General features: G+C 39.4%; 11 protein-coding genes and 1 tRNA gene. 5 read left to right on the forward strand and 7 right to left on the reverse strand.

From position 1 onward, the window contains the following. Positions 1-92: 92 nt before the first annotated feature. Entirely contained in the window at positions 93-980 is an 888-nt protein-coding gene (locus FTV09_RS00315; RefSeq protein WP_067763039.1) for an SDR family NAD(P)-dependent oxidoreductase, read from the reverse strand. 418 nt (positions 981-1,398) lie between these two features. Next, the gene (locus tag FTV09_RS00320) at positions 1,399-2,676 is read right to left on the reverse strand and encodes an O-acetylhomoserine aminocarboxypropyltransferase/cysteine synthase family protein (protein ID WP_180056218.1); all 1,278 of its coding nucleotides are present in this window, start codon (positions 2,674-2,676) and stop codon (positions 1,399-1,401) included. Between the two features lie 318 nt (positions 2,677-2,994). On the opposite strand from FTV09_RS00320, the gene ettA reads away from it, so the two are divergent. Then, a complete protein-coding gene (ettA, locus tag FTV09_RS00325; protein ID WP_180056219.1) occupies positions 2,995-4,656 on the forward strand; it encodes an energy-dependent translational throttle protein EttA in 1,662 nt (553 codons plus the stop codon). A 60-nt stretch (positions 4,657-4,716) separates the two neighbouring features. On the opposite strand, the gene FTV09_RS00330 is transcribed toward ettA, so the two are convergent. Continuing rightward, on the reverse strand, positions 4,717-5,127 hold the full coding sequence (locus FTV09_RS00330; RefSeq protein WP_180056220.1) for a tetratricopeptide repeat protein: 411 nt from the start codon (positions 5,125-5,127) through the stop codon (positions 4,717-4,719). A 349-nt stretch (positions 5,128-5,476) separates the two neighbouring features. Between FTV09_RS00330 and FTV09_RS00335 the strand changes: the two genes are divergently transcribed. Next, positions 5,477-6,469, forward strand: coding sequence for a cation diffusion facilitator family transporter (locus FTV09_RS00335; protein WP_180056221.1), 993 nt, complete (start codon positions 5,477-5,479; stop codon positions 6,467-6,469). Between the two features lie 30 nt (positions 6,470-6,499). Here the strand turns inward: FTV09_RS00335 and FTV09_RS00340 are convergent, their stop codons facing one another. The 4 genes from FTV09_RS00340 to FTV09_RS00355 all read right to left on the reverse strand — a co-directional run bounded on the left by FTV09_RS00340 (position 6,500) and on the right by FTV09_RS00355 (position 9,137). Next, entirely contained in the window at positions 6,500-6,841 is a 342-nt protein-coding gene (locus tag FTV09_RS00340; RefSeq protein ID WP_067763027.1) for a hypothetical protein, read from the reverse strand. Between the two features lie 159 nt (positions 6,842-7,000). Further along, positions 7,001-7,076 (reverse strand) — tRNA-Glu (locus tag FTV09_RS00345). 90 nt (positions 7,077-7,166) lie between these two features. Continuing rightward, the gene (gltX, locus tag FTV09_RS00350; protein WP_180056222.1) at positions 7,167-8,675 is read right to left on the reverse strand and encodes a glutamate--tRNA ligase; all 1,509 of its coding nucleotides are present in this window, start codon (positions 8,673-8,675) and stop codon (positions 7,167-7,169) included. A gap of 171 nt (positions 8,676-8,846) precedes the next feature. Beyond that, positions 8,847-9,137 carry a hypothetical protein gene (locus FTV09_RS00355; RefSeq protein ID WP_180056223.1) on the reverse strand — a complete coding sequence of 97 codons (291 nt, stop codon included), beginning with the start codon at positions 9,135-9,137 and terminating at the stop codon, positions 8,847-8,849. Between the two features lie 382 nt (positions 9,138-9,519). Between FTV09_RS00355 and FTV09_RS00360 the strand changes: the two genes are divergently transcribed. The 3 genes from FTV09_RS00360 to rsmH all read left to right on the forward strand — a co-directional run bounded on the left by FTV09_RS00360 (position 9,520) and on the right by rsmH (position 12,902). Then, the gene (locus FTV09_RS00360) at positions 9,520-10,521 is read left to right on the forward strand and encodes a sulfate ABC transporter substrate-binding protein (protein WP_180056224.1); all 1,002 of its coding nucleotides are present in this window, start codon (positions 9,520-9,522) and stop codon (positions 10,519-10,521) included. 261 nt (positions 10,522-10,782) lie between these two features. Then, positions 10,783-11,802 carry a sulfate ABC transporter substrate-binding protein gene (locus FTV09_RS00365; protein WP_180056225.1) on the forward strand — a complete coding sequence of 340 codons (1,020 nt, stop codon included), beginning with the start codon at positions 10,783-10,785 and terminating at the stop codon, positions 11,800-11,802. A 188-nt stretch (positions 11,803-11,990) separates the two neighbouring features. After that, on the forward strand, positions 11,991-12,902 hold the full coding sequence (gene rsmH, locus FTV09_RS00370) for a 16S rRNA (cytosine(1402)-N(4))-methyltransferase RsmH (RefSeq protein ID WP_067763018.1): 912 nt from the start codon (positions 11,991-11,993) through the stop codon (positions 12,900-12,902). Position 12,903 lies beyond the last annotated feature (1 nt).

Genomic DNA, 12,903 nt, shown 5'->3' on the forward strand with positions numbered 1-12,903 from the left:
AGCTATAGCTTCAATCTAGCAAAAAAGCACACTCAAGACGAATAAAAAAAAGTCCCAAATGGGACTTTTAAATTATTTGGTGGGTTAGCTGATTACCAATGCTCACCCGGGAATAAGCGAGCATATGCTTTTTGTACCCAATTCAACTTTTGTTGTTGTCCAACAGAGGCAGAAGAGCTTGGGAATAGGTTATAACCAATCGACATGAGTTTGTTGTTGATGTCCGGCGCGATAGAGTAGGTAATGGATGCCAAACGACCCAAATTTGTTGCCACTTTTTTCGGGCGTTTCACAATCGCATATGCAATTAAATCAGCAGCTTGCTCTGGCGAAAGTGTTGGTACGTATTTATAAATTTTTGTTGGTGCAATCATTGGTGTACGAACCAAAGGCATATAGACCGAAGTAATTGCAATGTTGTGAGAATGAACTTCTGCACTTAAACAACGACTAAACGCGTCTAACGCGGCCTTCGAAGCTACATAAGCAGAGAAGCGCGTTGCATTTGCCAACACACCAATTGAACTGATATTGATAATGTGGCCTTCACGACGAATCATCATTTTAGGCAATAAGTTCATCACTAAACGGACGGCACCAAAATAATTTAATTGCATGGTACGTTCAAAGTCGTGGAAGCGATCCGTAGATTCGTGCACAGCACGACGAATTGAACGGCCTGCATTATTAATCAGAATATCAATGTGATCGACTGACGCTAAAATCTGTTGTGCAACGGCATCAATCGAATCCATATCATTTAAGTCACATGGAAAGACATCAGCCTTACCACCACTGGCTTCAATTTCTTGTTTAACGGCATCGAGCGTTTCTTTGGTACGAGCAACCAATAGAACATGAGCACCTGCATTGGCAAGGCGATGAGCTGTGGTTAAACCAATACCACTAGATGCACCTGTGATCAAAATGGTTTTGCCGTTTACACGGTCAACAAAGCGGTTTTCGAGTCTTGAATTCACAATAAGGTTCCCTGTTCAATCCATATTTTTGTAGTCATTTATCGGCCTGTTGGCGTCAAGCGGAAGGCTATTCTTAATGAGCTGTATGATAACGATTTAAATAAAAAAAGCTAGAATATAAGTTGTTGATAATTCAGTGTAATTTAGATTTTTTACTCTAAAATAAAATAGCGCGTTAAGCGATTTTTAGCATATAAATCCGTGAAAGAGAAGCCCTTTCTAGCAAAGCATAGATACAAATATTTTAGTCAAAATAATAAATCTAAATTTGTAAATGGCATACGGATGACCGTGCTGTTTATTTGAGCAGTTTTTAAAATGAAATTTTCAGCAATTTAATATTCGAAGAGTGAGAGAAATAGATTCTTAATTCATACAAAAAAGGCCTCTATACAGAGGCCTTGTTGATTTTTCTAATTTAAACGGTAGCTAATGCTTGCTCCAAATCGGCGATTAAATCATCCGCATGTTCAATGCCAATTGAGAGGCGCACCATGTCTATGCTCACACCAGCAGCTTTTAACTCTTGTTCGTTGAGTTGACGATGTGTTGTGGTTGCAGGATGGCAAGCCAAGCTTTTTGCATCGCCAATATTGACCAAACGTGTAAAGAGTTGCAGCGCATCAATGAAGCGTGTGCCCCCTGCAAGACCATCTTGTACGCCAAAAGAGAGAATAGCTGAAGGTTTACCTTTAACATATTTTTGCGCCAAAGCGTGCTGCGGATGATCTTTTAAACCTGCGTAATTGACCCATTTCACTTTTGGATGCGCTTGCAAATACTCTGCAATTTTTTGCGCATTTTCAGTATGGCGTTCCATACGTAAACTTAAAGTTTCCAAGCCTTGCAGAATCAAAAAAACATTATGTGGGCTAATCGCAGCACCGGTATTACGTAGTGGCACTACGCGTGCACGGGCAATGTAAGCGGCTTCGCCTAATGCCTCGACATAGTTGACACCGTGATAACTTGGATCAGGTGTATTCAATGCTTTAAAGCGCTCAGGGTATTTACCCCATGGAAATTTACCGCTATCGACAATAATGCCACCAATGGAATTACCATGACCCCCAATGTATTTGGTCAATGAATGCACCACAATATCGGCACCAAATTCAAAAGACTTTTGCAGGACTGGCGTTGCAACCGTATTGTCAACAATGACAGGCACACCATATTCATGCGCAATTTTTGCAATAGCTTCTAAGTCAATAATATTGCCAAGTGGATTGCCAATCGACTCGACAAAAACCAGTTTGGTCTTTTCATCAATGAGGCTACGCAGGGCTTCGGGATTTTGATAATCGAAGAATCGAACTTCAATGCCTTGTTTTGGTAGGGTATGCGCAAATAAATTATACGTGCCACCATAAAGCGTCGAAACGGAAGCAATATTGTCACCTGCTTCGGCAATGGTTTGGATGGCATAGGTAATTGCTGCCATACCTGAAGCCAAAGCCAATGCACCGATACCACCTTCGAGTGCTGCAACACGTTGTTCAAGTACCGCAGTGGTGGGGTTCATAATACGGGTGTAGATATTACCCTGAACTTTTAAATCAAATAAATCTGCCCCATGTTGAGTATTATCAAACGAATATGATGTTGTTTGATAGATCGGAACCGCAACAGCTTTGGTGGTTGCTTCCGGGGTATACCCTGTGTGAATCGCTAAAGTTTCATCTTTATATGTCATGTTTACTTCATCTTTGTGAGTTAATTTTTAATCAGTCTATCATTTATTTATATAAGTAAAAGTGCATATGTTGTCAAATATTTAGCAAATTTATTCATATATATGAATAAATTTCAGCTAAAGATGAGTGAAATTGAATTAAAAATATCGTGATTATTTTTTATGCAGAATTAAACTTGTAACAATGCATTGAAGCCGCGTGTGAAACCTTATTTTTTCGCGACTTTATGCGTATAATAGCCGATTATTTTTTCGCTCATTTGAGCAGGGGCAACTTTATGTTGTTCCGTATATGGTTTGACTATTGAGGAGTCCTACGTGGCCCAATATATTTACACGATGAACCGTGTGTCGAAAATGGTTCCGCCGAAACGCGAAATCCTAAAAGACATCTCTTTATCATTTTTCCCAGGCGCAAAAATTGGTGTGCTTGGTCTAAACGGTGCAGGTAAATCTACCTTGCTTCGTATTATGGCGGGCGTAGATAAAGATTTCTCAGGTGAAGCACGTGCGCAACCAGGTATCAAAATTGGTTACCTTGAGCAAGAACCACCTTTGGACGAAACCAAAGACGTACGTGGCAACGTGGAAGATGGTTTACGTGAACCACTTGATGCACTTGCACGTTTAGATGAAGTTTTCGCTGAATATGCAGCTGAAGATGCTGACTTCGATGCACTTGCAAAAGAGCAAGAGAAGTTAGAAGCAATTATCCATTCTTGGGATGCACACAACATTGTGAACCAAATGGACCAAGCTGCGGCTGCGTTAAACCTTCCAGCTTGGGATGCAGACGTATCTAAGTTGTCAGGTGGTGAACGCCGCCGTGTAGCACTTTGCCGCTTGTTATTGTCTAAACCGGACATGTTGCTTCTAGACGAACCTACGAACCATTTGGATGCTTCTTCAGTATCATGGTTGGAACGTTTCTTGAAAGACTTCCCAGGTACAATCGTTGCCATTACGCATGACCGTTATTTCTTGGATAACGTTGCTGAATGGATTCTTGAGCTTGACCGCGGTATGGGTATTCCATACCAAGGTAACTACTCTTCTTGGTTAGAGCAGAAAAATGCGCGTTTAGAGCAAGAACAGAAGCAAGAAGAATCTTTTGCTAAAGCATTGAAAAAAGAACTTGAATGGGTTCGTTCAAATGCCAAAGGTCAGCAAAAGAAAAACAAAGCGCGTATGGAGCGTTTTGAAGAGCTTAACTCTCGTGAATTCCAACAGCGTAACGAAACCTCAGAAATCTACATTCCACCTGGTCCACGTCTAGGCAATAAGGTTGTAGAAGTTGAAGGTATCAGCAAGTCGTTTGGTGATCGTACGCTTTATAAAGACTTATCATTTGTTGTTCCACCATGTGCCATTGTGGGTATTGTGGGTGAGAACGGTGCGGGTAAAACGACACTTTTCCGTATGATGACAGGTGAGCAACAACCTGATACTGGTACTGTGGTACTGGGCGAATCAGTAAAAGTGGCTTACGTGGGTCAGATTCGTGACACATTAGATGATAACAAAACGGTTTGGGAAGAAGTTTCTGGCGGTTTAGATATCTTGAAGATTGGTGACTACGAAATTGCATCTCGTGCATATATCGGTCGTTTTAACTTCAAAGGTCAAGATCAGCAAAAACGTGTAGGTCAATTGTCAGGTGGTGAGCGTAACCGTTTACAACTTGCGAAAATTCTACAAATGGGCGCAAACGTAATCTTACTCGATGAACCATCAAACGACTTGGACATCGAAACTTTACGTGCACTTGAGGATGCAATTCTTGTATTCCCAGGTACAGTGATGGTGATCTCGCATGACCGTTGGTTCCTAGACCGCATTGCAACACATATCTTGTCATTTGAAGGTGAAACACCTGAATTCTTCACTGGTAACTACCATGAATTTGAAGAATACCGTCGTAAACGTGATGGTGATGACTTAGTAACCAAGCGTCAAAAATACCGTAAAATTGGTGGTTAATCCCCAATTTAAAAAAAAACCAGCCTAAGGGCTGGTTTTTTTATGAGTATAAAAAAGCTGCTAAAAAGTGAGATCTTCAAAAGCTTGGTTGAGTGTATGAAGGGCAGAGGAATGTCCCTGCGCTGCTGCTTTATTTAACCACGTTTGTGCATGCGCATAATTACGATCTAAGCCTAGTTCACCATTTAAATAACCCACACCGATTCGGTATTGAGCCTCTTTATGGCCTTTTAATGCAGCACTTAAAAAATTCCACATTGCGTTACGATAATCTGTTGGTGATTGATCTTCTAATTCAACAGGATGATGGATTAGAAAATCTTGATGGTGCTGAATAGCCAATTTTTTAAAGTAAGTACCTTGTGTGTAGTCGTTTTCAGCTTCTGGTTTCAAAAGATGCATTCCTTGCGACTTCGAATTTTCATGTTGAAATAACACGCCAGAGATCTTTTGAAGAGCTTGTTTAATCATCATTAAACTCCTTTTCCCTGTGGTTGGTATATCTCAGTTGAGATGTACGGCAGTGGATTACATGGATTATATTTGTTGTAAACATGTAATGCCTAATGAGAAAAGTATCACGCTTTTATTCAGAAGTTAATACCAATTTAGAAAATATTTTTTCTTATAATTTCAATTAAATAGATCTAATTTCAAAGCATTTGAAATTTACTTTATTTCCACCTCTCTCGCTTTAGTCCTTTGGAGTATTTGACGACATGTGACGGCACTCAAGTACATAATTTTGATGTAATTTTATAACGTTAAAGACTCCTGCTAATCTTGAACTTAAAAGAATTTTTATAAAGGTCAAATTTAAATGGCAGAGCATCATGGACATGACCATAGTCATGCCGTTGTGACAGAAGGTAATGTAAAAAAACTCTGTTTTGCTTTGGCGCTGACGACAACTTTTTTAATTGTTGAGGTCGTGGCAGGTTTTATCACTCAAAGTCTCGCGTTGCTTTCAGATGCCGCGCATATGTTCACAGATGCTGCTGCACTGGCCATTGCATTGGTTGCGATAAAAATAGGAAAACTTCCTGCTGATAATAAACGTACCTTTGGCTATCAACGCTTTGAAATTTTGGCTGCCTTATTTAACGCCCTCATGTTATTTGTTGTGGCTATCTATATTTTATACGAAGCCTATCAGCGTTTTTCGACACCACCTGAAATTCAAAGTATGGGGATGATGATTGTTGCTGTAATTGGTCTCATCATTAATTTAATTTCGATGCGTATTCTATTTTCCAGTGCACAAGAAAGTTTGAATGTGAAAGGGGCTTATTTAGAAGTGCTCAGTGATGCTTTGGGCTCAGTAGGTGTCATTATTGGTGCCGCAGTGATTTATTTCACTGGCTGGATGTGGGTCGATACGGTCATTGCGGTGTTAATTGGATTTTGGGTATTGCCACGGACTTGGATTTTATTAAAACAAAGCATCAATATTTTATTGGAAGGTGTGCCTGAAGAAATCGATATTGAAAAATTACGTAATGATCTTTTGGCATTGAAAGGGGTGGAAAGTATTCACCAGTTAAAAGTCTGGGCAATCACATCGAAAAATGTACATTTAACTGTGCATCTATATGCGCCTGAAGCGGATCGAAATGCATTGTATTTTGAGGCAATTGATATGCTGCAACATCAGCATGGGATAACTGAAATGACACTACAGATTGAAGAAAATGCATGTGTTGCACGACAGCATGATACGCATTTAATGCAAGGTGAGGTGGTTCAGCATCAGCATGAACATCATCATGGTGAGCATGAGTCGCATTCACATGATCAATCACATCAGCATTGAGCTGATGTGATTTTTGATTGAGCGAGAAAATTAGATTTCCCACTCGTGATTACATTCGCGGCATTTCCATTTCTTTTGTGATTGCATGAAACCTTGCATAGAAATTTTGAAATCTGGCAAATCGCGGTAGAACATAAAACCAGCAATCACACAAACAATAAAGACAACCACAGTAGCGCTTTGTAATGTCGTTCCAGCGCCATCACCAAAGATCCACATTGCGATGCTGATTAATACCAACAGTAATAAAATAAATACTGCTGGAATCAACATGATTAAACTTTTCGGAACAACAGGGCGTGCGACAGGTGCACCTGCTTGTGCCTGAGGCATAATTTTAGGGCTTTGGCATTTTGGGCAACGGTATTGCATTACAACTCCATAATTTTAATCTATGACTTATTCTAATCTGAATAACGCAGAAAGCAAAAATACCAAGGAAAGTTCTGACTATAAATTTTAGGCAATAAAAAACCCAAGTCATAATGCTTGGGTTTTTTATTAAGACCACTACAAGAATGATCTTGAATATGGCGTCCCTACGGGGATTCGAACCCCGGTTACCGCCGTGAAAGGGCGATGTCCTAGGCCTCTAGACGATAGGGACAAGTGAGGCAACATTGATTTGGTTAACACCATCTCTCTGTATGGGCGCTATATTAGGGGGATAACGCCCACGCGTCAACTAATAATTCAATTAAGCTTCATCAACTGCATCATTTTTCGGCAGTTTTAAGCTTTCATTGAGTTTTTCCCACGCTTTTGTTTCTTTTTTGCTCGGACCACCTACAATTTCAAGTGCATGACGTAAACGTGCGAAGGTCAAGTCAGGGCCAATGGTCACCATAGATTGCATTACTGGTGTAGATGAGGTTGAACCTGCAATGGCAATAAAGAACGTTGGCATAAAGTCACGGAGTTTAATGCCCATTTGGTTCGCTAAATCCATTAGTGTTTGGCTTACCGTGTCATTATTCCACGTGAATAAACTTTCAAGGCGCCAAATGGCAAATTGTAGGCTTTGACGTACTTGTTCTTCAGACAATTTTTTACTTTCAAATTGTTCTTTAGACAGTGTTGGGAATTGGTTGAAATAGAAACCAGCCCAATTTACTGCTTCAGACAATAAGTTAATACGTGGTTGAATCGCGGCAGCAATATCTTCCAGTGTTTGACGGTCTGATTTCCAAGCCAACAGTGTATTCAAAAGTTCAGCAGGGGTAAGCCCTTTAATCCATTGACCATTCAACCAGTTGAGTTTTTCAACATCAAAGATTGGGCCACCCAAAGACACACGTTGAATATCAAAATGTTCAATCATTTCAGCCAAAGTGAATTTTTCACTTTCATCTGGCATAGACCAGCCCATACGACCCAAGTAGTTCAAAAGAGCTTCTGGTAGTACACCAATATCTTTGTAATAGTTGATTGAGGTTGGGTTTTTACGTTTAGACAGTTTTGATTTGTCTGGGTTACGTAATAATGGCATGTGGCAAAGCACAGGCATTTCCCAACCAAAGTATTTATAAAGCAACTGATGTTTAGGCGCAGATGGAATCCATTCTTCACCACGGATCACGTGGGTAATTTCCATTAAATGGTCATCAACAACGTTTGCTAAGTGGTAAGTTGGTAGGCCGTCAGTTTTCAATAGAATTTGCATGTCAACTTGTGCCCATGGAATTTCTACTTCGCCACGTAATAAGTCATTGAATTTGCAAATACCTTCTTCAGGGACTTTCATACGAATAACATGCGGCTCGCCTGCAGCTAAACGGCGTTCAACTTCTTCAGCAGTATGTTTTAAACCACGGCCATCATAGCGAGGTGATTCGCCGCGTTCTTGTTGTTCAACACGCATTTGATCAAGTTCTGCTGCCGTTGCGAAGCAGTAGAAAGCATGGCCTTTTTCAACAAGTTCCAATGCATATTGTTTATAAATGTCCATACGCTCCGATTGACGGTACGGCGCATGTGGCCCGCCGATATCAGGACCTTCAGACCAATTTAGACCTAGCCAACGTAATGAATCTAAAATCATTTTCTCAGATTCAGGGGTAGAGCGTAATTGGTCAGTATCTTCAATACGAAGAATAAATTCACCGCCATGCTGTTTTGCAAAACATAAGTTAAACAATGCAATGTAGGCAGTCCCAACGTGCGGGAAACCAGTAGGAGAAGGTGCGATACGAGTACGAACAGTCATAATCAGCTATTAATCAGAATGTAAATTAGGGACTATTATAACGAAAAAGCCTGATCACTTAATGCTTAATTCAACATTCAATGATCAGGCTTATCTCGATGCTCGGAGGGGAGAGCACCAATGGTTATAAATTTATGCTGAACTCAACAATCTAGAGATAAAATCTGTAGATTAAGAGTTGCTGCCAGAGAAAATGGCTTGGACAAAACGTGAAAAACTTTGGTTTTGTGATGCAAAAAAGCTTTGTGATGGTGGTGCTTTAATCGAAGTTAGCACTTTTAAATTATCGTCTGTACGACCTTTTGCTTCCGATTTTTGCTGATTAATGGCCTTCTCAATCAAAGAAGTGCGTTCAGCAGGCATAGTTACTTTATTTGAAGAACTATGTGTAACCGCACAAAAACCTGTTTGCGCTGTCAATGCGATGCCCAATCCAAGGCACACTGCATAAGAAAATTTCATGTCCAAATCTCCCCTTATTTGGTGATGGAACTTTATATTTTGCAATATCGTTTTAATATTTAGACTACGATTTAACCATCTTTGGTAATTAAAAAGTAGAACTACGTCACAATTTTTACAAAAAAACTAAAAAAGTCGGTTTTAGAGTTACCTAAATAGACTGTTTTCTACAGATTTTCGGTAGTTGTAACAGACAACTGTGAAGATAGCATGGAGGGAATTTTGATAATGGCTGAGATTTAGCAATTTTTCTGCATTTGATGGCTGTTTTTTGGATATCTAAAAAATAGAAATACTACTGAAATAATAATATAGATTGCTGATTGTTAATATTATTTTAGATTTATATAGTGCGTTTAATCGTCAGTATAAGTTGAATCAAATGAAAAAAATAATTGCTTCTGGGGTTTTGGTTTTATTGAGTAGTGTGGCTGCGCAGGTATATGCCGCAAAAGATTTTTTAAATGTATCTTACGATCCGACCCGTGAGTTTTATCAAGAATATAATCAGGCATTTGGTCAGTATTGGAAACAGCGTACAGGTCAAGAAATTAACTTTAAACAGTCGCATGGTGGTTCAGGTAAGCAAGCCCGTGCAGTCGCTACAGGACTACAAGCCGATGTTGTGACCTTGGCATTGGCCAACGATATTGATGAAATTGTGGCTACCGGTCAGATCAATAAGAATTGGCAAAAACAATTTCCGAATAATTCTGCACCTTATACCTCGACCATTGTATTTTTAGTACGTAAAGGCAATCCAAAGAAAATTAAGGATTGGAATGATTTAACCAAGCCGGGCGTTGAAATTATTACACCGAATCCGAAGACGGGTGGGGCACCACGTTGGATTTATTTATCTGCTTGGGGGTATGCGTTAAAACAACCGGGTGGTAATGACGCGAAAGCGAAAGATTTAGTCAAAAAACTATATAGCAATGTCAAAGTGTTAGATTCAGGTGCGCGTGGCTCACTGACTACTTTCGCAGAACGCGGTATTGGTGATGTGCTATTGTCTTGGGAAAATGAAGCATTATTAGCAACACAAGGTTTAGGTAAAGATAAGTTTGATATTGTTTACCCATCGATTTCGATTTTGGCAGAACCCTCTGTGGCAGTTGTTGATAAAACCGTTGATAAAAATGGCAATCGAAACTTAGCTAAAGGCTATCTCAACTATTTATACTCACCAAAAGGACAGGAGTTAGCTGGTAAATATTACTTCCGTCCACGTGATGCAAAAGCGACTGCGAAATATGCGGCACAATTTCCAAAACTACAAACCTTTACGATTGATAAAGTATTTGGGGGATGGGCAAAAGCACAGAAGACACATTTCGTAAATGGTGCGATTTTTGATCAAATTTATAGTGAGAAAAATTAAGTCGATGTATGGATTGATCTTTTTATTTAGCTAAATTTTTTTGAAACGGATAATTTGTTATCCGTTTTTTGCATATGCAATCCATAAAAACCTATATATGCATAATAAGTAAAGTGTTTTTGATATTTTAGTAATAAAAACAATATTTTAAAAAATAAGATCTACAAATACTAAGCTCTTTGAAGATACATATCTGAATTGCGATTTATGATTTTATTTCATATATTTAGCACCATTGAAGATAACTTTATGCTGGCTGATATGAAAACTCAATTTAAAGCCTTGATTAGTGCTGCATTATTGGCAACAGGTGTGGCATTTACTGCAACAACAGCACAAGCTGCTGACCGTGAATTCTTAAACGTATCTTATGATGCAACACGTGAATTTTACGACGAATTTAACAAATCATTTGGTGCTTATTGGAAAGAGCGCACTGGAAATACAGTTGCATTCAAACAATCACATGGTGGTTCAGGTAAGCAAGCACGTTCGGTTGTTGATGGCTTAAAAGGCGATGTAGTGACTTTAGCTTTGGCGAACGACATTGAAGAAATCGTCAAGTCTGGTCAAATTCAACCAGGTTGGCAAAAAGAGTTTCCACATAATTCTGCACCATATACATCAACCATCGTGTTCATGGTACGTAAAGGCAATCCGAAAAAAATTAAAGATTGGTCTGACTTGACCAAACCGGGTGTACAAATTATTACGCCTAACCCGAAAACTGGTGGCTTACCACGTTGGGTTTATCTATCTGCTTGGGGTTATGCTCTAAAACAACCAGGTGGCAGCGAAGCGAAAGCGAAAGATTTTGTCGGCAAAATGTACCATAACGTCAAAGTGATGGATTCTGCTGCACGTGCATCAATGACAACTTTTGCTGAGCGCGGAATTGGTGACGTGTTATTAACATGGGAAAATGAAGCATTAGTGACGCAAAAAACATTGGGTAAAAATAAGTTTGATATTGTTTATCCATCAATGTCTATTTTGACTGAACCTTCGGTTGCGATTGTTGATAAAACTGTGGCGAAAAATGGCAATAAATGGTTAGCGCAAGGTTATATCAACTACTTGTATTCACCATTGGGTCAAGATATGGCAGCACGTCATTTCTATCGTCCACGTAATGCAGAAGTATTAGCCAAATATAAAGCACAGTTCCCAACTTTAAAAACATTCACCATTGATGAAGTTTTTGGTGGTTGGTCTAAAGCACAGCAAACCCACTTTGTGAATGGCGCAATCTTTGATCAAATCTATAACAATAAGCGTTAAGATTTAATTCAGATTTGTCCATTTGCTTTAAAAAAACCTCCTTTGGGAGGTTTTTTTATTAAATGGCATAAAATAAAAACGGTTTTCTCTATGGAAAGTAATATTTCTGTACAAAAAGACGTTTGGAGCTTTGCTAAAACAAGGTAATAATGTGCAGTTACATTTTTAGCTGTGTTGAACGAACCCTTATGTCGCATATTTCTGTATTACTTCATGAAACTGTTGATGCCTTACTGGCAGATCGCAATACAGGAATTTTCGTAGATGGGACTTTTGGACGTGGCGGACACACTCGTTTATTGCTGTCTAAATTAGATGAAAATGCACGTGTTTATGGTTTTGATAAAGACCCTCAAGCATTGGCTGTCGCTGCCGAATTAGAGCAAGAAGATCCGCGTTTTAAAATTATTCATGCCAGCTTTGCGGATTTAAAACAAGCATTACAAGATCGTGGTATTGAGTCTGTAGATGGCATCATGGCGGACTTAGGGGTATCTTCACCTCAGCTTGATCAAGCTGAACGTGGTTTTAGCTTTATGAAAGATGGTCCTTTGGACATGCGTATGGATAACTCGCAAGGCCCAACAGCGGCACAGTGGTTGGTAGATATTGAAGAAGAAGACCTGGCGAATATTATTTTTAAATATGGTGAAGAGCGTTATAGCCGCCGTATTGCCAAAGCGATTAAAGCAGCGGGTTATATTGAAACCACTGGTCAATTGGCAGAGATTGTAAAAGTTGCGCACCCGAAATGGGAAAAAAATAAGCATGCTGCAACACGTACTTTCCAAGCAATCCGTATTGCTATTAATAAAGAACTCGACGATATTGATATTTTCTTGCCTCAGGCAGTGGAAATGCTTAAACCTGAAGGAACACTTGCAGTGATTAGCTTCCATTCATTAGAGGATCGTTTAATTAAACAATTTATTCAAAAAGAATCGACATTGGCAGAAGATACAGGCTGGGGCTTACCACAGAAACGTGAAGATACCCGCCGTTTGAAAAAAGTATCTCGTATTAAAGCTAGTGATGAAGAAGTAAAAGCCAACCCACGTTCGCGTAGTGCTTGGCTTCGAGTGGCAGAGCGTTTAGCTTAAA

The sequence above is a fragment of the Acinetobacter sp. YH12227 genome (genome assembly GCF_013417785.1).
In the GTDB taxonomy this organism is placed as follows: Bacteria; Pseudomonadota; Gammaproteobacteria; order Pseudomonadales; family Moraxellaceae; genus Acinetobacter; species Acinetobacter gandensis.